This is a genomic window from Pseudomonas sp. NPDC088414 (assembly GCF_044753325.1).
Classification (GTDB): Bacteria; Pseudomonadota; Gammaproteobacteria; order Pseudomonadales; family Pseudomonadaceae; genus Aquipseudomonas.
The window spans coordinates 177,079-197,901 of record NZ_JBIVMY010000002.1 but is presented as its reverse complement, the minus strand read 5'-3'; the positions used below and the strand labels follow the sequence as shown (position 1 = coordinate 197,901).

Genomic DNA, 20,823 nt, shown 5'->3' with positions numbered 1-20,823 from the left:
CTGCACGCGCAGACGGTCAACTTGGTTGGACAGCAGAGCCTTAGGCACTTGGTTCGGGTTGGGGGCCAGCAGACCGTCCATTACCTGATTTTTTACCTTGGATTTGATGGCCTGACGCAGTTCACGCTCCATGTTCTTGCGAACTTCGGTGCGGAAACCGTCGATACCGCTTTCCTTGATGCCGAATTGAGCGAAGAACTCTTCGTTCAGCTCTGGCAGCTTAGGCTCGGACACGGTGTTTACAGTCACGGTGAACTCAGCGGTTTTGCCGGCCAGGTCCAGGTTCTGATAGTCCTCTGGGAAGGTCAGGTTCAGAACGCGCTCTTCGCCCGCTTTGGCGCCAACCAGGCCTTCTTCGAAGCCCGGGATCATGCGACCGGAACCCAGCACCAGTTGAGTGCCTTTGGCCGAACCGCCAGCGAACACTTCGCCGTCAACCTTGCCAACGAAATCGATGTTCAGCTGGTCTTCGTTCTGAGCGGCACGGTCGGTCACTTCAAAACGGGTGTTCTGCTTGCGCAGGATGTCAAGCATCTTGTCCAGATCAGCGTCAGCCACGTCAGCGCTCAGGCGCTCGACAGTGATGCCGTCGAAACCGGCAACGGTGAACTCAGGGAACACTTCGAATACGGCAACGTATTCCAGGTCCTTGCCAGCTTCCAGCGACTTTGGCTCGATCGAAGGCGAACCGGCAGGGTTCAGCTTCTGCTCAACCACAGCTTCGTAGAAGGAGGACTGGATGACATCACCAACAGCTTCCTGACGAGCGTCAGCACCGAAACGGCGCTTGATTTCGCTCATTGGCACTTTGCCTGGACGGAAGCCAGCAATCTTGGCCTTTTGGGCAGTCTGCTGCAGACGCTTGTTGACCTGGCTCTCAATGCGCTCAGCCGGCACGGTGACGCTCATGCGGCGCTCAAGAGCAGTAGTATTTTCAACAGAAACTTGCATGGATATTCCTCGTTGCACAGACGTTAGCCGGCCGTTTCCGACCCCAGAATCAAGGGCATGCATTCTAGTGGGTCAAACTCAAGAAGTCACCCTACTGGAAACGGGTAAAAAAACAGCAGGCCATTTATAGGTGTGAATGCAGCAATGCACTCCACCCCGAAGACGAATAAAGACCATCACGCCAGGGCTCTGTTTCAACCGCTTCTATATATAGAAGAGACCGCGAGCCATCTCCCTGACGGCTGATCCCGTGAACATTGCCGGTGGTCGGCGCAACGGCTGCAAGCCCGTGAACACGACGAATGCCCTGCCCTTGGACCTGAAACCCGACACAACAAACCACAAGCCGTAAAACAAAAAAGGCGCCAGACTGTTAAATCTGGCGCCTTTCGAAATATGGGGTGGACGATGGGGATCGAACCCACGACAACGGGAGTCACAATCCCGTGCTCTACCAACTGAGCTACGCCCACCATATTGCGTCACAAAAAAGCCATTCAACTTTTTTGCTGAACTTCATCAGGCCTGCGGCATGAATGAAGCTTTAATTGGTGCGGATGAAGAGACTCGAACTCTTACGCCTCGCGGCGCTGGAACCTAAATCCAGTGTGTCTACCAATTCCACCACATCCGCAGATGAAGCTTTTAAAGCAAAGGCGCCAGACTGTTACATCTGGCGCCTTTCGAAATATGGGGTGGACGATGGGGATCGAACCCACGACAACGGGAGTCACAATCCCGTGCTCTACCAACTGAGCTACGCCCACCATATCGCGTTACTTGTGCCAAAGCTGCCTAATGGCGCACCCGGCAGGACTCGAACCTGCGACCATCCGCTTAGAAGGCGGATGCTCTATCCAGCTGAGCTACGGGCGCCTTGTTAATCTGTACCCTTGGAGGACTACAAACTAAATGCTTTCCAGCCTCGCAGAACCGTAATCCCGCTCAACCTTCTTAACCAGTGCTAGGCTGTGCCCGACAAGTGCGACGAATAGTATAGAGCGACCTTAAGGTCGTCAAATCTTTTTTGAAAAAAATTCATTTAATTAAAGGAGTTAGGGGAATTTGCTGACCAAGCGCCTTTGCCCTCACCGCCTGACATGCGAGAATGCGTTCTCTTTTTTTCCCCTCTCGATGGTTAATCACGCGCAATGACTGCACAACTAATCGACGGCAAATCGATCGCCGCCAGCCTGCGCCAGCAGATCGCCCAACGAGTTGCCGAGCGTCGCCAGCAAGGCCTGCGCACTCCCGGCCTCGCGGTGATCCTGGTCGGCAGCGATCCTGCCTCTCAGGTTTATGTCTCGCACAAGCGTAAAGACTGTGAAGAGGTCGGCTTCCTCTCTCAAGCCTACGACCTGCCTTCCGAAACCACTCAAGAAGCGCTGACCGATCTGATCGATCGCCTCAACGACGACCCGGCCATCGACGGCGTGCTGCTGCAACTGCCGCTGCCCGAGCACCTGGATGCCTCCAAACTGCTGGAGCGCATTCGCCCGGACAAAGACGTCGACGGCTTCCATCCTTATAACGTCGGCCGTCTGGCCCAACGCATCCCGCTGCTGCGCCCATGCACCCCAAAAGGCATCATGACCTTGCTGGAAAGCACCGGCGTGGACCTTTATGGTCTGGATGCGGTGGTGGTGGGTGCGTCAAACATCGTCGGTCGTCCGATGGCGATGGAGCTGCTGCTGGCCGGTTGCACCGTGACCGTCACCCACCGCTTCACCAAGGACCTGGCCGGCCACGTCGGCCGTGCTGATCTGGTGGTGGTCGCCGCCGGCAAGCCGGGCCTGGTCAAGGGCGAGTGGATCAAGGAAGGCGCGATCGTGATCGACGTCGGCATCAACCGTCAGGACGACGGCAAGCTGGTCGGTGACGTAGTGTACGAAACCGCCCTGCCCCGCGCCGGCTGGATCACTCCGGTTCCCGGCGGCGTTGGCCCGATGACCCGTGCCTGCCTGCTGGAAAATACCCTCTACGCGGCAGAAACCCTGCACGCCTGAGACGTTTTTCCGCAATAAAAGAACCCCGCCTTGTGCGGGGTTTTTCGTATCTGAGAAAAAACACTAACCGTTCGCCGGAAACCCCTCTTTTTACAGGCCTTTTCACGAGATTTTCAGGTCATTCAAACAACCATCGACAGATCTTCAGCCATACTCCTAGAATGCGACGCTTTGAAGAAATAACCCGTTACAAACTAACGGAATATCCAACCTTTATGAGTTCGCCCGCGTGAAAATTCGTCTTTCGATCCTGAGCCTGGTTTTTGCTTTTTCAGGCACGTTCGTCACGCCAACCGTCAACGCCGCTGAAACTACCGCCGCGCCACGCGATGCTTCGCAGTTGAAGATCGCCTCCGGCAGCGCCCTGCTCATGGATTTGCAGACCAATAAAGTCATCTATTCGAGCAACCCGGATGTGATCGTACCGATCGCTTCGGTGAGCAAGTTGATGACCGGACTGGTGGTGGTTGAAGCGCACCAGAACATGGACGAATGGATCGACGTCGACATCAGCCACACGCCGGAAATGAAAGGCGTGTTCTCCCGAGTCAAACTCAAGAGCGAACTGCCGCGTCGCGAGATGCTGCTGATTGCCCTGATGTCCTCGGAAAACCGTGCGGCCGCCAGCCTGGCGCATCACTATCCAGGCGGTTACGCCGCGTTCATCGCCGCAATGAACGCCAAGGCCAAAGCGCTGGGCATGACCAACACGCACTATGTCGAGCCGACCGGGCTGTCTGAACGCAACGTGTCCACCGCCCGCGACTTGAGCAAATTGCTGGTCGCCGCGAGCAAGCATCCGATTCTCAGCGAGCTGACCACCACCAAGGAAAAAACCGTAGCGTTCCGCAAACCCAATTACACCCTGGGTTTCCGCAACACCGATCACCTGGTGAACAAGGCTGACTGGGACATCAAGATCACCAAAACCGGCTTTACCAATCCGGCTGGGCACTGTCTGGTATTGGTCACACGAATGGGCAACCGTCCGGTGGCCTTGGTGATTCTCGATGCGTTCGGCAAGTACACGCATTTTGCCGATGCAAGCCGTATTCGCAGCTGGGTGGAAACCGGCCGTAGCGCCGGCGTCCCGGCAGTTGCCCAGCAGTACAAGGCCGAGAAAAACCTCAAGAGTCGCCAGAGCGGCGTGGTCGAAGCCTCCAAGTAACCAGAAAAACCCAACTGTGGCGAGGGAGCTTGCTCCCGCCGGGGCGCGTAGCGGACCTTCTTTTTTAACAAGAGAAGGCCTGCTGCGCAGTCCAGCGGGAGCAAGCTCCCTCGCCACAGGGGTATTCAGCCAGTCGTTAAATAGCCTTTATTCAATCATTGGGTAGCGGCATTTTGTCGTCATCCGGGATGCCGTCGCCTGCGCCCGGATCTGGCGTCAGCACATTGGGTCGCGCCAACGGATCCCGCAGCGGACTGTCCGGATCCAGCACAGGATCCACATCGTCCTCAGGCGTGGTAGGCACGCTGTCCGGTTTTTTATCGTCGAAGCTGGAATCGGTACTCATACGCACCTCACTTCAGGGTTTCAGGTCAGCCAAAGGATCGTAAGGCTTGGCCGGACGTTTACTGTCTTCGCCGGGCTCCACGTCTTTCGGCGCCTTGGCCGGGCCGACGGGGTCAACCTGTGGATCGTCGAGGTCCGGCGAATCCGGATCGAAACCCAGATCATGACCGGACGAATGCTCGCTTGAGTGTGGGCCTTTCGGGGATGGGGAATCTGCCATGCTCGCCTCCTGAATCACCCGCACATTCGGGCTCTATAGTGAGAGACCTGCCGGGCGTGAGGGTGCCCGGCAGATGACGAACGGAGCCTTAATGTGCGGCCAACGCCTTTTTGGCTTGCGCCGCTTCACGTTCCTGCCCGGCCTGCGCCAGCTCATCCGCTGCCGTGAGCCAGCGCTGGCGATCAACCTCGGCGGGAATCTGCGACGGCTTCTGGATCAGTACCGCCCAGCCACCCGACTTTTCGAACGCCGATTCAAAGGAACTGAAGCTCATCAATTCGCGACGATTCATCCCGGCGCGCAACAGCACCTTCTGTTTCAGCCGGTCGTAACCGGAAAGGATCGCGTAACGCGGTTCAGCCCAGAACGCCGAGCCTTCACTGAAGCGCACCATCACCGGATAACCGGCCGCCACCTGGGTCAACAAGGCTGGCAGGTTCTTGTCCAGCGGATAGACCACCATGCCGTAATCGCGGGCCAGGTTCTGCAGATTCTGTTGCAACTGATCCTGTGCCCCCGGCAGATGCAACGGTTTCTCCAGCAAGCCCGGGGTGATCATGATGCCCTGCTGCGATAACAGGCTGGCCAGCACTTGCGGACCACTCTGATTGGCTTCGCCGCGATAGAACGTGCCGCTGAGTTCCACCCGCTCCGGCAGGCGCTTGACCTGCGGCGCCACGCTGCCCGCACACCCTGCCAACACGGCCGCGCAACCGGCAATCAGCAGCGCCCCTCGCATTCGAGAAAATACCTGCACCATCGTCACTCTCATCAGACGCCGGTCATCGTGTTCCGGCAACGCCTGCGATCATAGGGCGGCGCACGCCTGCGGTATAGCCTTAAACCGCAGACCGATCGAGTGCATAGAGCGAACTGATTGGTCATCACCGACCTTTGGTCAATAGTCTGAAACACCCCATTGTCTAGACTGTCACTGAAACAGAGCGAATTGAAAAAGTGAGTGCCCGACGCAGGGCAAAGAGGAGGCACTGATGAGCCTGACCATGACTATCGTAATGCTGATCGCCGGCTGGCTGGCAGTTGCCAGCGCCATGCTGTGGGGCGTGCTGCGTATTGCGCGGCGCCATCACCATCCGGTCGATTCGGCAGCGGCACAAAAACCTGAAAGACAAAGCACCAGCCACGCGACTGCGCATTGACAGGTCAGTTGATATAAAACCCCGGTAGGAGCTGCCGAAGGCTGCGATCTTTTGATCTTCAAAGTCAAAAGATCGCAGCCTTCGGCAGCTCCTACATAAGGCATGAGGCGCAAGGCATCAGGCATAAGCAAAAAGGCCGGCTGAACTCGACGAGTCCAGCCGGCCTTTTGGTTTGCTGCAGATTAAGCCTGCTGCGCCAGCTTCTTCTGCTTCGCCCGGCGCGACAGCATGTTCAGCACTTCAATCGCTGCCGAGAAGGCCATGGCCGCATACACATACCCTTTCGGTACATGGGCGCCGAAGCCTTCGGCGATCAGCGTCATGCCGATCATGATCAGGAAGCCCAGGGCCAGCATCACCACCGTCGGGTTGTCGTTGATGAACTTGGCCAAAGGCTCAGCCGCAAACAGCATCACCATCACCGAGACCACCACCGCGATCACCATGATCGGCAAGTGCTCAGTCATGCCCACCGCGGTAATGATGCTGTCGATGGAAAACACCATGTCCAGCATCAGGATCTGACCGATCGCGGCAGCAAAGCCCAGGGTCACGGTCGATGTCGCGCTTTTCGGGTCTTCCGGCGCCGGGTCCATGCTGTGATGGATCTCGGTCGTGGCTTTCCACACCAGGAACAGACCACCGGCAATCAGGATCATGTCCTTCCAGGAGAACGCCTGGCCCATGATTTCGAACACCGGGGCAGTCAACTGCACGATGAAGGCAATGGTGCTCAACAGGGCCAGACGCAGAATCAGCGCCATGCCGATACCGATGCGCCGCGCCTTCTGCCGATGCTGCACGGGCAGCTTGTTGGTCAGGATCGAAATAAAGATCAGGTTATCGATGCCGAGCACGATCTCCATCACCACCAGTGTGGCCAAGGCAACCCAGGCGGCGGGGCTGGCGGCGAGTTCTAACAGATATTCCATGGGTCAGTCCTGACTCTGTGTAAGACGGTTTAGATGGTCTTGGAGGAAGATTCGGATTTTTCCGCGTCTTTTTCCGGTGTTTCTTTTTTCTCGATCAGGCCGCCGGTAGCGTCGCTGAGCGCTTGTTCAGCGGCTTTATGCGTATCGTCGATTGCCTGTTTGGCGCTCTCGGCGGCCTTGCCCATCAACTGCTGGGCGCTCTTCTCGGCCTGATCGCAACCGGCCATAAGCAGTAAAGACGTAAACATCAGTGCTGGAATTGTGTATTTCATGGGACTTCCTTCGAATGAACAGACCGGGTCGCAGACCACACGTCGATGGCTGGGCATTCTAGGGAGACAAACACTTCAGGAAAATTCGTATTTTTAGCGGTTATACTTCGGCCTTAACGAACTATAACAATCAATGCAGGAGCTGCCGCAGGCTGCGATCTTTGATTTTTTCAAGCAAGATCAAAAGATCGCAGCCTGCGGCAGCTCCTACAAAGGGGGACGCGACGGATGCTGAATTACCGACAACTGCATTACTTCTGGGTGGTGGCCAAGACCGGCAGCATCGTGCGTGCCTGCGAGCAACTTAACCTCACGCCACAAACCATCAGCGGGCAGATTTCCCTGCTCGAACAAACCTACGGCATCGAACTGTTTCACCGGGTCGGCCGCCAGCTGGAGCTGACCGAAGCCGGGCGCCAGGCCCTGCCCTTCGCCGAACAGATGTTTCAGTTGGGCGGTGAACTGGAGCTGATGCTGCGTGCCCAGCCCAACGAGCAGCAGATCCTGTTCCGCGTCGGCGTGGCAGATGTGGTGCCCAAATCCATCGTCTACCGCCTGATCGCGCCGACCATGGAGCTGCACGAGCCACTGCGCATCACCTGCCGCGAAGACAAACTCGAACGCCTGCTGGCGGATCTGGCGATCCAGCGCCTGGACCTGGTGATTTCCGACAGCCCGATGCCGTCGCACCTCGACATCAAGGGCTACAGCCAGAAGCTCGGCGAATGCGGGATCAGTTTCTTCGCCACCGCGCAGTTGGCGGTGCAATACGGGCAGGATTTCCCGCGCAGCCTCAACGGCGCTCCGCTGTTGATTCCCGGGGCGGAAACCGTGGTGCGCAGCCGTTTGCAACGCTGGTTCGCCGAGCAGCAGATCCAGCCGCGGATCGTCGGGGAGTTCGATGACAGCGCCCTGATGCAGGCCTTCGGCCAATCGGGCAGCGGGATTTTCATCGGCCCAAGCGTGATTGCCGATGAAGTCAAACGCCAGTACGGCGTCGAGGAGATTGGCCAGACCGACGCGGTGACCGAGTCGTTCTATGCCATTTCGGTGGAGCGCAAGGTCAAGCACCCCGGCATCGTTGCGATTACCGAAGGTGCCCGACGCGAGCTGTTTACCGCGTTATGACGCCTGGACGCACGCTTCGCGCGGCTTGAGCGTCATCAACACCATGGCAAGGAACACCGACAACAGAATGAAACCGGCTGCGGCGAACCCCAGAAAGCCGAGGCCGGCACTGTCGATCACCCGTCCGCCGATCATCGCACCGAGGCCGATCCCGAGGTTGGCCCCGGCGATATTCAGCGAGGCGGCAAAGGCTGGCGCTTCTGGTGCGGCTTTCATCAGCCGTACATGGCTGACCAGAAACAGTGCAGCCTGGGTGATACCCCAGATGCCCATAGCCACCGCCAGCCCCACCGTCGAGTGAATGTTCGGCACCAGCGAGACCATGCCGGCAATCATGAACGCGCAGAACAGCACCGAGGCGCCCAACGGATGACGATCCACCGCACGGCCGCCCAGCGAGTTGCCGATCAGCCCGACCGCACCGAAGCCCATCAGGCACCAGCCAACCACCGTGCCATTGAACCCGGCCAGGCGCTCAAGAATGTCGGCCAGATAGGTATAAGCGGTGAACATGCCGCTGAATACCAGAATCGACAACAGCACATGGCCGATCATCAGCGGGTTGCGCAGGATCTTGAACTGCGAGGCGAAGCTGACCTGATGCTGGTGCAGACTGGTTTTCGGCAGATAAACAAACAGCAGCAAGGCCTTGGCGAAAGCGATGACCGCCAGAATCGCGAACGCGCTGCGCCAGCCGAACGCATCGGAAATCAACGTGCCCACCGGAATGCCGAACACCGTCGCGCAAACAATGCCGAAGCCGATCTTGGCAATCGCGCGGCCAGCGTGATCCGGGCCGACGATGTCCACCGCCGTCTCACTGGCCAAGGCCCAGAACACCGGCAGGCCGAGCGCCGGAATCAGACGGGCGATGGCCATGACCCAGATGTTCGGCGCCAGCGCCGCAACGGTGTTGGCCAGGCCGAACATGATCAGAATGGTGATGAACAGCTTGCGCCGCTCGAACCGGGCGAAATACGCGGTCAAAAATGGACCGAACATCGCCACCGTGAAAGCGAATAGAGTCACCAGCAAACCCGCCTGCGGAATGGTTACCGCCAGGTCACGGGCAATGGCCGGCAACAGGCCGACAATGACGAATTCTGTGGTCAGCACCGTGAAACCGGCGGCGGACAACAGAAGAATGGGCAACAGCATGAGCAACTCCAGCAAAACGACGACACCAGCGATGACCGAAAGGCCCGCTGGCAGACTATGAAGATGAGGATGGCGAATCTTAACAGAGTGTTTCCGGGCTGACTTGCACAAACCTGCCGACTTGCCGATCTATCCGGTGGCAGATCGTCACAGGCCTGAAGGATAACGCCTACGCTGTGATAAAGTCCGCGCCCTGAAAAACGTACACCCTATTCAGCGGCCTGTTTAACAGCGTTGATGGCGCGTCAGCCCTTTCGGTTCGTGCCGGTGACCTGCCCCCGATGTATCACCGGTTTCACGCAACCTTGCACCCTATAAAAAATCAGAGATGCCGTTATGACCGCTTCACCCCCTTCTCTATTGCAACGCCTGAAAAACCTCAGCCTGGTCACGCAGATCCTGATCGGCCTGATTGCCGGTATCGCCCTGGCACTGTTCGCCCCGGAAGCGGCAAAAGGCTCGGCGTTCATCGGCAAAGTGTTTGTCTCGGCGCTGAAAGCCGTGGCACCGATTCTGGTGTTCGTGCTGGTGATGGCGTCGATTGCCAACCACAAGCACGGCCAGGAAACCCACATCCGGCCGATTCTGTTTCTGTATCTGCTCGGCACCTTTGCTGCGGCGGTGGTCGCGGTTGTCGCCAGCATGGCGTTTCCCTCGCATCTGGTGCTGTCCACCGAGAACGTCGCGGTGACCGCGCCGGGCGGGATCACTGAAGTCCTGCAGAGCCTGCTGTTAAGCGTGGTCGACAACCCGGTCAGCGCGCTGATGAACGCCAACTTTATCGGCATCCTGGCCTGGGCGATCGGCATGGGCGTCGCGATTCGCCACGCCGGTGACACCACCCGCGAGGTGGTTGGCGATCTGTCCAACGGCGTGACGTTGATCGTGCGCGTGGTGATTCGCTTCGCCCCCCTGGGCATTTTCGGTCTGGTGGCCTCGACCCTCGCCACCTCGGGCTTCGGCGCTCTGATCGGGTACGCGCATCTGCTGGGCGTGCTGCTGGGCTGCATGCTGTTCGTCGCGCTGGTGATGAACCCGCTGATCGTGTTCTGGAAACTGCGCCGCAACCCGTACCCGCTGACCCTCAAGTGCCTGCGCGAAAGCGGCATCACCGCGTTCTTCACCCGCAGCTCGGCGGCGAACATTCCGGTCAACCTGGAACTGAGTAAACGTCTGGGCCTGCACGAAGACACCTACTCGGTATCGATCCCATTGGGCGCAACCATCAACATGGCCGGCGCAGCGATCACCATCACCGTGCTGACCCTGGCCGCCGTGCACACGCTGGGGATTGCCGTGGACATCCCGACCGCGATCCTGCTCAGCGTCGTCGCGGCGATCTGCGCCTGTGGCGCGTCGGGCGTGGCCGGCGGCTCGCTGCTGCTGATTCCGCTGGCGTGCAGCCTGTTCGGCATCCCGAGCGAGATTGCCATGCAGGTGGTGGCCGTCGGTTTCATCATTGGGGTGTTGCAGGATTCGGCGGAGACTGCGCTGAATTCGTCCACTGACGTGCTGTTCACCGCAGCGGCTTGCCTGGGTGAAGAAGCGAAAGCCCAGCGCACTGCGTAACAATTGCTGCAATGAAAAGCCCGCCAAGGAGTGAACCCTGGCGGGCTTTTTTGTGGCTGAGATCTTTCCCCCCTCACCCCAACCCTCTCCCCCCAAGGGGCGAGGGGGAAAGGGAGCCGATCTGTGTCGCATTCAAGTCTTGAGTTCGACTCGATAGATCAAGTCGGCGTGTCTCGAACAAACAACGCGATCAGTCCCCTCTCCCCTTGGGAGAGGGCTAGGGTGAGGGCTTCTAACGATTTAGTACGCGCCCATGTAATCGCGTTTACCCACTTCAACACCGTTATGACGCAGCAGGTCATAGGCAGTGGTCACGTGGAAGAAGAACTGTGGCAGACCGTAGCTCAGCAGGTAAGCCTGACCGCTGAAGCGCTTCTCTTTCGGGGTGCCCGGACGAGTAACGATCTCGATGCCTTCCTTGCCATTGATCTGCTCCGGCTTGATCTCGCCGATGTAGGCCAGGACCTTGGCAATCAGCGCCTGCAGCTCGGCGAAGGTGGTTTCGGTGTCGTCATATTTCGGGATTTCGACTTCGGCCAGACGCGAGGACACGCCCTTGGCGAAGTCGACGGCGATCTGCACCTGACGCACCAGCGGGAACATGTCCGGGTACAGGCGCGCTTGCAGGAAAGCGTTCGGGTCGATGTTTTTCTCGGTGGCGTGGGCTTCAGCCTTTTTCAGGACATCGCTCAGGGCGTTGAGCATTTGTTGAAAAACCGGGACGGATGCGGCGTACAGGGAAATGGTCATGGCAGTCTCGTGTAGTGGCTGGGTGGAACGTGGAGGCGATTATAGCCATGCTTGATGACCACACGGCTTGCCTTTTGTTAGCCAAGGATTAGGCTAGGCGCCTTCGACTGCTGAGGGAACGCGCGATGACCACCGAACTTGCAACCACCACCGACGAACCACGGCTCAACGCCACGGAAATCCGCATTCTGGGTGCGTTGATCGAAAAACAGGCCACCAGCCCGGAAACCTATCCGCTGACCCTCAATGCGCTGGTGCTGGCCTGCAATCAGAAAACCAGCCGCGAGCCGGTGATGAACCTGACTCAAGGCCAGGTCGGCCAGAGCCTGCGTGCGCTGGAAAGCCACGGTTACGCCAAACTGGTCATGGGCAGTCGCGCTGATCGCTGGGAGCACAAGCTCGACAAGGCGTTGGAGCTGGTGCCGGCCCAGGTGATTCTCACCGGTTTGATGTTCCTGCGTGGCCCACAGACGGTGAATGAGCTGCTGACCCGCAGCGGCCGCATGCATGACTTCGAAGATGCCGAGCAAGTGGTGCATCAGCTCGAGCGCCTGATCGCGCGCGGTCTGGCAGTGTTGATTCCGCGTCAGGCCGGGCAGCGCGAAGACCGCTACACCCATGCGCTGGGCGATCCGGCAGACATCGAGGCAATTCTGGCAGCGCGGCACAATCCAGCCGAGCGCTCGAATAGCGGTGTGTCAGTTGAGCGCATCGAAGAGCTGGAAGCGCGGATTGCCGCACTGGAAGAGCGCCTGGCGCGCCTCGAATAATCACCACAATACCTTGTAGGAGTGAGCCTGCTCGCGATTGCGCCGGTTCATTCAGAATTTCAGTGCCTGACAGACCGCCATCGCGAGCAGGCTCACTCCTACATGAGATCTACGGGTTATTCACCCTCCCAGTAATCCACCCGGTCGGCCTGCCGCGCCACGGCAACAAAGCCTGACGCGTTGCCCTGGGCATCGACCTTGAAGTTGTCCATCACCGCGTATTTGTTGGAGTCCGGGTATTCGCAGATATCCGGTTGCTGCTGGGTACTGACCGCCAGATAACGCAACTCGGCATCGCTGGTGTTGATGATCTGGTGCGCCATTTCCGGCCCACCCGGCGGGCAGGCAATCACATCACCCGCGCGGATCGCAAAGCGCTCGGCCCCCAGCCGTACCTCGCCCTCCCCGACCACCACATAGAACATCTCTTCATTGACCCGATGGCTATGAAACGGACTGCCGCGCATACCCGGCGGCAGGACATAAAGCCGATAACCGAGTTTCTGCGCGCCAAGCTGCTGGCCGATGCGCGCCATGCGTTGTTGATAGCGGCCAGCGGTTTCACCTTCCGGGGCCAGCGCTTCGGGCAGGGATTCGAGTTCGACCTGGTGCAGGTTGAGGATGGGCGGATGCATGGGGAGCCTCGATCAGTTTTTTATGAGGGGCAAGTCTTGGCTTGCTGAGGCTGCAGTATAGGTAAACGGATAAACCGAGTTGAATTCATCGCTGGCAAGCCAGCTCCCACAGAATTTGTGGTTGCTCACCTATCAGTGTTGCAACCTGACACCTGTGGGAGCTGGCCTGCCAGCGATGGGGCCAACTCATTCAACACATACAGTCCTGAACATCAACTGCGGGCGAAACTCACCGCCGCCGCAAACTGCTCTTCATTTGGCCGCACTCCGGTGTACAGCACAAATTGCTCCAGCGCCTGGATCGCAATCACCTCCAGCCCGGTAATGACCTTTTTACCTTCGGCTCGCCCGCGCACGATCAGCGGCGTTTCCGACGGAATCGCCACCACATCGAACACGGTGTCGGCCGCCCGGATCACTTCTGGTTCGAACGCCAGTTGCCCGGCTTCCGGCCCGCCGTCCATGTCCACCGGGGTGACATTGATCAGCATCTGCGGTCGCTCTTCGCCGAGCTCCGCCTGCCAGCGATAGCCCAGCGAATCGGCCAATGCGCGCCCGGCGCACTCGTTACGCGCAACGATCAAGCCGTTCTTGTAGCCACCATCGCGCAAGGCACTGGCCACCGCTTTGGCCATGCCGCCACTGCCGCGCAGGGCGAACGTCGTATCCTTTGGCACCGCGTGGGTTTCCAGCAATTGCGCGATGGCGATGTAATCGGTGTTGTAGGCCTTGAGATGGCCGTTGGTGTTGACGATGGTGTTGATCGACTGGATCGCGGCTGCCGACGCATCCAGCTCATCGACCAGCGCGATGCACGCTTCCTTGAACGGCATCGACACGCCACAACCACGAATCCCCAGCGCACGAATGCCGCCGACGGCTCCCGGCAGATCCTGGCTGCTGAACGCCTTGTAATAGAAGTTCAGGCCCAACTGCTCGTACAAATGGTTATGAAAGCGCAGACCGAAATTCCCCGGGCGCCCGGACAGGGACATGCACAGTTGGGTGTCTTTGTTGGGATTCATCTGCATGAAACTTCTCCTTCAAAACGGACTTTCGGATGGACGGAGTTAGCCATTCCATCGGGTTCTGGACGATCATAAGCGCCTGTCTGCAACGGGCCGCGTGCCCCTTTGACCGACCGGTAAAGAAGCCGGTGCAGACCTTACACAAAATTTACCCAGCGGCTGTGCTGATTTTCAGAATTTCGCTGTCATAGAAGTATCCCCGCGACAACTTTGGGCCTGGTGCAGGCCCGGACGCCGGGTCGAAGAACCGAGGAATTATCATGATTCGTAAACTCCCCATCGTGGCCTTGTTGATTGGTGCATTCGCTATCACAGGTCAGGCAGAAGCCCACGGCGGTGGCTGGCAGGGTCCGGCAGTGTTTGGTGCGATCGTCGGCTCGGCCATCATCGGCTCGGCATTGATCAATCAGGACCGGCCGGTCTACGTGCAACAGCCTGTTTACGCTCAGCCGGCACCGGTTTATGTGCAACAACCGCCGCCACCGGTCTACTACCAGCCGGCTCCGGTCTATGTGCAACAACCGGTCTACGTGCCTGGCCCGGTCTACTACGGCCCACCACGCGGCTATTACGGCCGGCCACACGGCTACTACGGTGGCCCGCGCTGGTAATCACGAACAACGAGCCCCGCTTTATAGCGGGGCTTTTTTATGACCGTCGGTCGGGCAAAGTCTGAAAAAATCTCGCCAAGGTCGCTGTGAGGACAGTCCCGGCAGCTAAAGTCGGCATGATGGACTTGACCGTCGGGGGCAAAACACAAAACGGTCATCCATTTGTCATGACGGAACCGCAATCTGAATCCGTCCGTAAACAACAGGTTGATAAAAACAAGGACGACCCATGCCTACACAGAATCCGCACCGCATCGTCGGCCTGTGCACTTCAAGCAAGGTGTACAGCGCGCTGACTGAACTGAAACACCTGGAAGGCCACCGCTGCGCCAAGTTTCTTTCGCTACTGGCGGAGAGTCTCGTGCACAAGGGCCTGCTCAATGAGCGTGAAGTGGTGCACATGCTCGACCAGGTTGTCGACTGACACAGTCCTCACTGTGATCAATGACCACTATCGAAAGCGTTGATTGTCCCTGAGCGCAGCGAATCCCTAAGGTAGCTCCACAGATTGATGGAGGTACTTGTCATGGCTCAGGTTCAAATCATGTCGGTGGTCGGCAGCGCCGTTCCCGCATCGCTCCGAGCGTCGGGATTGCTCGCCTGCTGGTATCTGGTGCGTGATGGCGAGCCGATCAGCGGCCCGCTCACTTCACTGCCCGCAGCGCAGGCCCTGTCGCAGAAAATCGTCAGCACGCCATTCCACGCTTAAGGCAACTGGACCTTCGGTTTGGTCTCGATGAACAGCGCCCAGCTCGACATGAACAGCGCCGCGATCAGCGGCCCGATCACGAAACCGTTGAGACCGAACACTGCGAGGCCGCCAAGGGTCGAGATCAGGATCATGTAATCCGGCATGCGCGTGTCCTTGCCGACCAGGATCGGGCGCAGCACGTTGTCCACCAGACCGATCACAAACACCCCGAACAGCCCCAGCACTACGCCTTGCCAGATCATCCCGCTGAGCAGGAAGTACACCGCCACCGGCGCCCAGACAATCCCCGCGCCCACCGCCGGCAACAGCGACAGAAAGCCCATCAGCACCGCCCAGAGCAATGCGCTGGGAATGTCGAGAAACCAGAAAATCGCCCCGCCCAATGCGCCCTGAGTGACCGCCACCACCAGGTTGCCCTTGACCGTCGCGCGGACCACCCGATTGAATTTCAACTGCAAACGGCGTTTGTGATTCTCTTCCAGCGGTACTGCGGTGCGAATCTTGCGCACCAGTTCAGCGCCATCGCGCAGGAAGAAAAACAGTAGGTACAGCATGATGCCAAAGCTGACCACGAACTCAAACGTACCCTGGCCGAAACTGAACGCTTGGCTGGCCAGCACCTGGCTGCCCTGCATCGACGCCTTGACGATTTTCTCGCGCAGGCCGTTGAGCTCGCCCATGCCAAAGCGATCGAGCAGATGCTGAAAATACGGGGGCAGACTGTGTTTGAACTGTGCCAGATAGGCACCGATGTCCAGTTGGCCGCTTTCGATGTTGTTGTACAGCGTCGCGCCTTCCTGGACCAACAGCACGCTGAGGATGATCACCGGCAGAATCGCGATGACCAGGCAGATGCCCAACGTGCAAAGCGCTGTCAGGTTGCGCTGCCAGCCGAATTTGATCTGTAACTTGCGCTGCATCGGCGCAAACAGAATGCCGAGAATCACCGCCCAGAACACCGCGCCGTAGAACGGCAGCAGAATCCAGATGAAGGCGACCGTCACCAGCAACAACAGCACGGTGAGGGATTTGAATTGCAGGGTTTTTTCGTTCATGTCCGATCCATGTCAGTCAGGCGTCTCGCACGCCCCGAACCTTAGTCAGCCGGGGCGCGCGCGAGTGCCATCTTTGTTCATGGAGCATAGATTGCCTGGACGATGCAGCCCGGCTAATCAGCGCACCGGCAGTTTGACGATCTGCGCAGTGCTCAACACGTCGCCGAAGGTGTCTTCGACTTCCGCCAGCGCGGCCTTGTGCAGCGAATCCTTGTCGATGGACACACCGTTGGCCCGGGTGATGGCGCGGGTTGCCGAGGCATCGGAGGCGACAATCACGTTGTAGCCCAAAGGCGCGGCGTCCCGTGCGGCACCCGCCACGCAGGCGTGGGTCATCAGGCCGGATATGATCAGGGTCTGGATGCCGGCCTTTTTCAGTTGCTGGTCAAGGTCGGTGCTGGCGAACACGCTGACGGTGTTTTTTTGCAGGACAACGTCTTGTGGGCGCGGCTGCATGTCCTTGTGAAACTTCACCGTCTCGCCATCAATGGCAAACACCGCAGAACCGGCCGGTGCAATGTGCTGCACGTGGTACACCGGGATTTTGTGGCTGTCGGCGAACGTGATCAGCTCACGGGTTTTCGCCAGCGCAGCGGCACCGTCCGGGATCGGCATCTTGCCGCTGAAGTATTCATTCTGAAAGTCGATCACGATCAGGGCCGATTTGCCGGCTGGCAGGTGATCGACCGGCGTAGCGCCTGACATCGCCCGAATGGTCGGGTGGCTGTCGGCGATGGCCCCGGTGCTGGCCAGTACACCGGAAAATGCACAAGCGGTGAGAAAGCGGCGCGTAAAGTTCTGCATGGGAAAGTCCTCCTTCGGTTGATTTGATAAGCGAATGTTAGGCAGCCATCGTCAAACCGAACACAGTGGAACCGGGACATGATCTGTGCCCTTTCTGCACAGATAAACTTCGCAAACTCAAACGTAGATCCAGATCAATAAACCGCACTTGCCGCTGCACTACCCTGCCGCGCTTTTGCGACCGATGCCGCCATGAAGCCATACCTCCCCCTCGCCGCCCCGGAATTGCTCGCCCCCGCCGGCACCCTGAAGAACATGCGCTACGCCTTCGCCTACGGTGCCGATGCGGTCTATGCCGGCCAGCCGCGTTACAGCCTGCGGGTACGCAATAACGAATTCGACCACGCCAACCTCGCCCTCGGCATTCGCGAAGCGCAGGCTCAGGGCAAGCGCTTCTACGTGGTGGTCAACATCGCCCCGCACAACGCCAAACTGAAAACCTTCCTCAAGGACCTGGCGCCAGTGATCGAGATGGCGCCGGACGCGCTGATCATGTCCGACCCCGGCCTGATCATGCTGGTGCGCCGGCATTTTCCGCAGATGCCGATCCACCTTTCGGTGCAGGCCAACACGGTGAACTGGGCGAGCGTCGAGTTCTGGCAGCAACAGGGGCTGAGCCGGATCATCCTTTCGCGGGAGCTGTCGCTGGAAGAAATCGGCGAAATCCGTGAACAGGTACCGGGCATGGAATTGGAGGTCTTCGTTCACGGCGCGCTGTGCATGGCCTACTCCGGGCGCTGCCTGCTGTCGGGCTACATGAACAAGCGCGATGCCAATCAGGGCACCTGCACCAACGCCTGCCGCTGGAAGTATTCGGCGCAGCAAGCCACGGAAAACCAGCTCGGCGAGATCGTGCAGACCTTCCAGCCGGAGCCGACCCTGGGCATCGGCGCGCCGACCGATCAGGTGTTCCTGCTGCAGGAAGCCAATCGCCCCGATGAGTTGATGCCGGCATTTGAAGACGAGCACGGCACCTACATCATGAACGCCAAGGATCTGCGCGCGGTGCAGCATGTCGAGCGCCTGACGCGCATGGGCGTGCATTCGCTGAAGATCGAGGGCCGGACCAAATCACACTTCTATTGCGCGCGCACCACCCAGGTCTATCGCCGGGCCATCGACGACGCGATGGCCGGACGCGAGTTCGACCGCAGCCTGATGACCGATCTCGAATCACTGGCCCAGCGCGGCTACACCGAAGGTTTCCTGCGCCGCCATGTGCATGACGAATACCAGAATTATCAGAACGGCAGCTCGGTGTCCGAGCGTCAGCAGTTCGTTGGCGAACTGACCGGAGTGCGCCGCGACCGGTTGGCCGAGGTCAAGGTGAAGAACCGTTTTGCCTTGGGCGATCATCTGGAGCTGATGACGCCCAAGGGCAACTTCCATTTCGATCTGCACCAGTTGCAGAGTGCCAAGAGCGAAGCGATCGAGGTTGCACCGGGGGACGGACACACGGTGTACCTGCCAATTCCGGATGCGGTGGATTTGCGCTTTGGCCTGCTGATGCGCGACCTGACTCCTTGACCCCCTCCCATGTAGGAGCTGCCGCAGGCTGCGATCTTTTGATCTTGTTATTGAAAAGCCAGATCAAAAGATCGCAGCCTGCGGCAGCTCCTACACAGGGAATGCGGGTGTAGCGGAGTCAGAGGAATTCTTCGCGCAACATCGCCACGAACGCCTCACGCGCCGGGTGCACCCCGGCGTTTTCGTGCCAGTAAAACAGGTTGTCGATCGCTGTCAGTTCAGGAAACTCATAGCCCATGCATCCAGCGCCTTTGGCGTATTGCTCGAACACCCCTTTGGGCACCAGCGCGACCCCGGCGCCGGCACTTACGCAACCGACAATCGCCCCGTAACTCGCCAGGCTGACAATCGGCAGCGCCTGGCCCTGACGCAACAACCAATGCTCCAGCGCCGCCCGATACGGGCAGCCTTGCGGCCACATGAATACGGTTTTGTCCTGCAGATCGTGGATGTCGCGCACCGGGCCGAACGACGTCGAAGCAATCAGCAGCAGCTCCTCGCGGTACATCGGTGTGCGTTTGAGCTGCGAGCGCTCGACGTCCACTGCGACGATTGCGCCGTCGAGGCGATGGCTGACAGTATCGTCGAGCAACTGGCTCCAGGTGCCGGTCGTCAGCTCCAGTGCCACTCGCGGAAAGCGCTTGTGAAACCTCGCCAAAAGACGCGGCAAACGCCCGGTGGCCGAGGACTCGATCGCGCCGATACGCAGCGGCCCGGAGGGTTCGGCGGCGGGATCCACCGCGCGTTTGGCTTCGGCGGTCAGCGCCAGAATCCGCTCGGCATACGCCAGAAACGTCTGCCCCGCCGGGCTGATCCGCAGCCCGCGCCCCTCGCGCAGAAACAGCGCCACACCGAGTTCCGCTTCCAGCGCCTTGATCCGCGCCGTGATATTCGACGGCACACAAAACAGCTTTTCAGCGGCGCGGGCAATGCTGCCCTCGTCGGCCACGGTCTTGAACATGCGGATCTGCGCCAGCTCCATACTCATCACTCAAAGTGAACATTCAGCGCAGTATAAGTCAGTTGTGGCGAATTGTTGCTCGCCCGGATACTCGGCGCATCAACCTCTGCGGTGCGCCGATCATGCCGTCTCCCTCTCCTGTAAAAATCATTCTGGCCATGGCTTTCGTGGTCGGCTGCTGGGCCTATTCGCCGACCGGCATTCACATCGGCCTGCAAGCCTACGACCCCGGGCATCTGGCGTTGCTGCGGTTTCTGCTGGCGTCGTTGTTCATGGCCGTGATCGCGGCGTTCAAGGGCATTCGCCTGCCGCAACGGCGCGACGTACCGCAGTTATTCGCCCTGGGATTTTTTGCCGTCAGCCTGCATCACGTGGCGCTGAACATCGGCCAGCAAAGTGTCAGCGCCGGCGCCTCCAGCGTACTGGCGCAGTCGAGCCCGCTGTTCAGTACGCTGCTGGCGCGCTACGTGTTCAAGGATCAGGTAAGTGCCTGGCGTTGGGGCTGCGTCTTGCTGGGACTGGTCGGTGTGGTGATCGTGGTCAGCGCCGATCGTGGCTTGGGGCAGATCGACGCGCACGGCTTGCTGATTCTGCTGGCGGCGCTGTCATGGAGCATTTACTTCGCCCTGCAAAAACACCACGCCCGGCGTTATGACGGCTTCAGTCTGGCCTGTTATGCGGTGTGGTCGGGGACGCTGCTGTTGCTGATTTATCTGCCGGGGCTGAGCGATGCAGTGCTGAAGGCGCCGTTGCGCGTGCAGTGGGCGGTGCTGGCGTTGGGGGTGTTTCCCAGCGCGCTGGCGTATCTGGCCTGGGGCTTTGTGCTCAAACATGTGGACTTGAGCCGGGCGACGATGACACTTTATTTGATACCGCCGACGGCGATGGGCATCGCTTCGCTGGGATTGGGCGAGCGACCGACGCTGATGGTGCTGGTGGGGTCAGCGGTGGTGCTGATCAGTGTGCTGGCGTTGAATCTGGAGCGGCGGGTGGTGGTTCGTACCCTTGAAGTCTGATCTCTGATCTTCAGCGACATTGCGGCCGCCATCGCTGGCAAGCCA

The 20,823-nt window shown here is 59.3% G+C and carries 24 protein-coding genes and 4 tRNA genes; 11 read left to right on the top strand and 17 right to left on the bottom strand.

Going from position 1 to position 20,823, the window contains the following annotated elements:
• From tig to ACIP8I_RS03740, 5 genes are all read right to left on the bottom strand, one after another.
• A partial coding sequence (tig, locus tag ACIP8I_RS03760; RefSeq protein ID WP_400758766.1) for a trigger factor occupies positions 1–951 on the bottom strand: 951 nt, incomplete at its 3' end.
• A 397-nt stretch (positions 952–1,348) separates the two neighbouring features.
• Positions 1,349–1,424: transfer RNA gene (locus tag ACIP8I_RS03755), tRNA-His, on the bottom strand.
• A gap of 76 nt (positions 1,425–1,500) precedes the next feature.
• Positions 1,501–1,585: transfer RNA gene (locus ACIP8I_RS03750), tRNA-Leu, on the bottom strand.
• Positions 1,586–1,642: 57 nt separating this feature from the next.
• Positions 1,643–1,718, bottom strand: a tRNA-His gene (locus ACIP8I_RS03745).
• A 32-nt stretch (positions 1,719–1,750) separates the two neighbouring features.
• Positions 1,751–1,827, bottom strand: a tRNA-Arg gene (locus ACIP8I_RS03740).
• A gap of 275 nt (positions 1,828–2,102) precedes the next feature.
• Between ACIP8I_RS03740 and folD the strand changes: the two genes are divergently transcribed.
• Positions 2,103–2,957: a bifunctional methylenetetrahydrofolate dehydrogenase/methenyltetrahydrofolate cyclohydrolase FolD gene (gene folD, locus ACIP8I_RS03735; RefSeq protein WP_003223627.1), complete on the top strand. Its 855-nt coding sequence runs from the start codon at positions 2,103–2,105 to the stop codon at positions 2,955–2,957.
• Between the two features lie 229 nt (positions 2,958–3,186).
• Positions 3,187–4,125, top strand: a complete 939-nt coding sequence (pbpG, locus tag ACIP8I_RS03730) for a D-alanyl-D-alanine endopeptidase (protein ID WP_400758763.1) — start codon at positions 3,187–3,189, stop codon at positions 4,123–4,125.
• 151 nt (positions 4,126–4,276) lie between these two features.
• Here the strand turns inward: pbpG and ACIP8I_RS03725 are convergent, their stop codons facing one another.
• From ACIP8I_RS03725 to ACIP8I_RS03715, 3 genes are all read right to left on the bottom strand, one after another.
• The gene (locus ACIP8I_RS03725; protein ID WP_007965369.1) at positions 4,277–4,471 is read right to left on the bottom strand and encodes a hypothetical protein; all 195 of its coding nucleotides are present in this window, start codon (positions 4,469–4,471) and stop codon (positions 4,277–4,279) included.
• Positions 4,472–4,483: 12 nt separating this feature from the next.
• Positions 4,484–4,690: a DUF6021 family protein gene (locus ACIP8I_RS03720; protein WP_007965370.1), complete on the bottom strand. Its 207-nt coding sequence runs from the start codon at positions 4,688–4,690 to the stop codon at positions 4,484–4,486.
• Between the two features lie 88 nt (positions 4,691–4,778).
• Entirely contained in the window at positions 4,779–5,450 is a 672-nt protein-coding gene (locus tag ACIP8I_RS03715) for a peptidase C39 family protein (RefSeq protein WP_400759156.1), read from the bottom strand.
• 232 nt (positions 5,451–5,682) lie between these two features.
• Between ACIP8I_RS03715 and ACIP8I_RS03710 the strand changes: the two genes are divergently transcribed.
• Entirely contained in the window at positions 5,683–5,850 is a 168-nt protein-coding gene (locus ACIP8I_RS03710) for a hypothetical protein (RefSeq protein WP_400758761.1), read from the top strand.
• 182 nt (positions 5,851–6,032) lie between these two features.
• Here ACIP8I_RS03710 and ACIP8I_RS03705 read toward each other — a convergent pair whose 3' ends face one another.
• Both ACIP8I_RS03705 and ACIP8I_RS03700 read right to left on the bottom strand, forming a co-directional pair.
• Positions 6,033–6,782, bottom strand: a complete 750-nt coding sequence (locus tag ACIP8I_RS03705) for a TerC family protein (protein ID WP_367084079.1) — start codon at positions 6,780–6,782, stop codon at positions 6,033–6,035.
• Between the two features lie 29 nt (positions 6,783–6,811).
• The gene (locus ACIP8I_RS03700; RefSeq protein WP_007965379.1) at positions 6,812–7,054 is read right to left on the bottom strand and encodes a hypothetical protein; all 243 of its coding nucleotides are present in this window, start codon (positions 7,052–7,054) and stop codon (positions 6,812–6,814) included.
• Between the two features lie 228 nt (positions 7,055–7,282).
• Here ACIP8I_RS03700 and nhaR point away from each other — a divergent pair, with 228 nt between their 5' ends.
• The gene (gene nhaR / locus ACIP8I_RS03695; RefSeq protein WP_400758758.1) at positions 7,283–8,182 is read left to right on the top strand and encodes a transcriptional activator NhaR; all 900 of its coding nucleotides are present in this window, start codon (positions 7,283–7,285) and stop codon (positions 8,180–8,182) included.
• Here nhaR and ACIP8I_RS03690 read toward each other — a convergent pair.
• Positions 8,177–9,340 carry an MFS transporter gene (locus tag ACIP8I_RS03690; protein WP_150369701.1) on the bottom strand — a complete coding sequence of 388 codons (1,164 nt, stop codon included), beginning with the start codon at positions 9,338–9,340 and terminating at the stop codon, positions 8,177–8,179. The genes nhaR and ACIP8I_RS03690 overlap by 6 nt on opposite strands.
• A 336-nt stretch (positions 9,341–9,676) precedes the next feature.
• Between ACIP8I_RS03690 and sstT the strand changes: the two genes are divergently transcribed.
• Complete coding sequence (sstT, locus tag ACIP8I_RS03685) at positions 9,677–10,909, top strand: serine/threonine transporter SstT (protein ID WP_400758757.1); 1,233 nt, start codon at positions 9,677–9,679, stop codon at positions 10,907–10,909.
• Between the two features lie 240 nt (positions 10,910–11,149).
• Here sstT and ACIP8I_RS03680 read toward each other — a convergent pair whose 3' ends face one another.
• A complete protein-coding gene (locus ACIP8I_RS03680) occupies positions 11,150–11,659 on the bottom strand; it encodes a DUF1993 family protein (protein ID WP_400758755.1) in 510 nt (169 codons plus the stop codon).
• Between the two features lie 125 nt (positions 11,660–11,784).
• On the opposite strand from ACIP8I_RS03680, the gene ACIP8I_RS03675 reads away from it, so the two are divergent.
• The gene (locus tag ACIP8I_RS03675) at positions 11,785–12,429 is read left to right on the top strand and encodes a YceH family protein (protein WP_007965388.1); all 645 of its coding nucleotides are present in this window, start codon (positions 11,785–11,787) and stop codon (positions 12,427–12,429) included.
• 116 nt (positions 12,430–12,545) lie between these two features.
• Here ACIP8I_RS03675 and ACIP8I_RS03670 read toward each other — a convergent pair whose 3' ends face one another.
• Positions 12,546–13,064: a cupin domain-containing protein gene (locus ACIP8I_RS03670; protein ID WP_400758753.1), complete on the bottom strand. Its 519-nt coding sequence runs from the start codon at positions 13,062–13,064 to the stop codon at positions 12,546–12,548.
• A 212-nt stretch (positions 13,065–13,276) separates the two neighbouring features.
• Positions 13,277–14,095, bottom strand: a complete 819-nt coding sequence (locus ACIP8I_RS03665; RefSeq protein WP_400758751.1) for a shikimate 5-dehydrogenase — start codon at positions 14,093–14,095, stop codon at positions 13,277–13,279.
• A 257-nt stretch (positions 14,096–14,352) separates the two neighbouring features.
• Between ACIP8I_RS03665 and ACIP8I_RS03660 the strand changes: the two genes are divergently transcribed.
• The 3 genes from ACIP8I_RS03660 (at position 14,353) to ACIP8I_RS03650 (ending at position 15,412) form a co-directional block, all read left to right on the top strand.
• A complete protein-coding gene (locus ACIP8I_RS03660; protein WP_007965394.1) occupies positions 14,353–14,703 on the top strand; it encodes a hypothetical protein in 351 nt (116 codons plus the stop codon).
• A gap of 229 nt (positions 14,704–14,932) precedes the next feature.
• On the top strand, positions 14,933–15,127 hold the full coding sequence (locus tag ACIP8I_RS03655; RefSeq protein ID WP_007965396.1) for a hypothetical protein: 195 nt from the start codon (positions 14,933–14,935) through the stop codon (positions 15,125–15,127).
• 102 nt (positions 15,128–15,229) lie between these two features.
• Entirely contained in the window at positions 15,230–15,412 is a 183-nt protein-coding gene (locus tag ACIP8I_RS03650) for a hypothetical protein (RefSeq protein ID WP_003223603.1), read from the top strand.
• On the opposite strand, the gene ACIP8I_RS03645 is transcribed toward ACIP8I_RS03650, so the two are convergent.
• Together ACIP8I_RS03645 and ACIP8I_RS03640 are read right to left on the bottom strand one after the other, a co-directional pair.
• Complete coding sequence (locus ACIP8I_RS03645; RefSeq protein ID WP_400758749.1) at positions 15,409–16,470, bottom strand: AI-2E family transporter; 1,062 nt, start codon at positions 16,468–16,470, stop codon at positions 15,409–15,411. The genes ACIP8I_RS03650 and ACIP8I_RS03645 overlap by 4 nt on opposite strands.
• Before the next feature lie 117 nt (positions 16,471–16,587).
• Positions 16,588–17,274 carry a cysteine hydrolase family protein gene (locus ACIP8I_RS03640; RefSeq protein ID WP_400758747.1) on the bottom strand — a complete coding sequence of 229 codons (687 nt, stop codon included), beginning with the start codon at positions 17,272–17,274 and terminating at the stop codon, positions 16,588–16,590.
• Positions 17,275–17,466: 192 nt separating this feature from the next.
• Here ACIP8I_RS03640 and yegQ point away from each other — a divergent pair, with 192 nt between their 5' ends.
• Positions 17,467–18,801, top strand: a complete 1,335-nt coding sequence (yegQ, locus tag ACIP8I_RS03635) for a tRNA 5-hydroxyuridine modification protein YegQ (protein ID WP_400758745.1) — start codon at positions 17,467–17,469, stop codon at positions 18,799–18,801.
• A 118-nt stretch (positions 18,802–18,919) separates the two neighbouring features.
• Here yegQ and ACIP8I_RS03630 read toward each other — a convergent pair whose 3' ends face one another.
• Positions 18,920–19,783, bottom strand: coding sequence for a LysR family transcriptional regulator (locus ACIP8I_RS03630; protein ID WP_400759153.1), 864 nt, complete (start codon positions 19,781–19,783; stop codon positions 18,920–18,922).
• Between the two features lie 101 nt (positions 19,784–19,884).
• Here ACIP8I_RS03630 and ACIP8I_RS03625 point away from each other — a divergent pair, with 101 nt between their 5' ends.
• A complete protein-coding gene (locus ACIP8I_RS03625; protein WP_400758743.1) occupies positions 19,885–20,778 on the top strand; it encodes a DMT family transporter in 894 nt (297 codons plus the stop codon).
• The last annotated feature ends 45 nt before the right edge of the window (positions 20,779–20,823 follow it).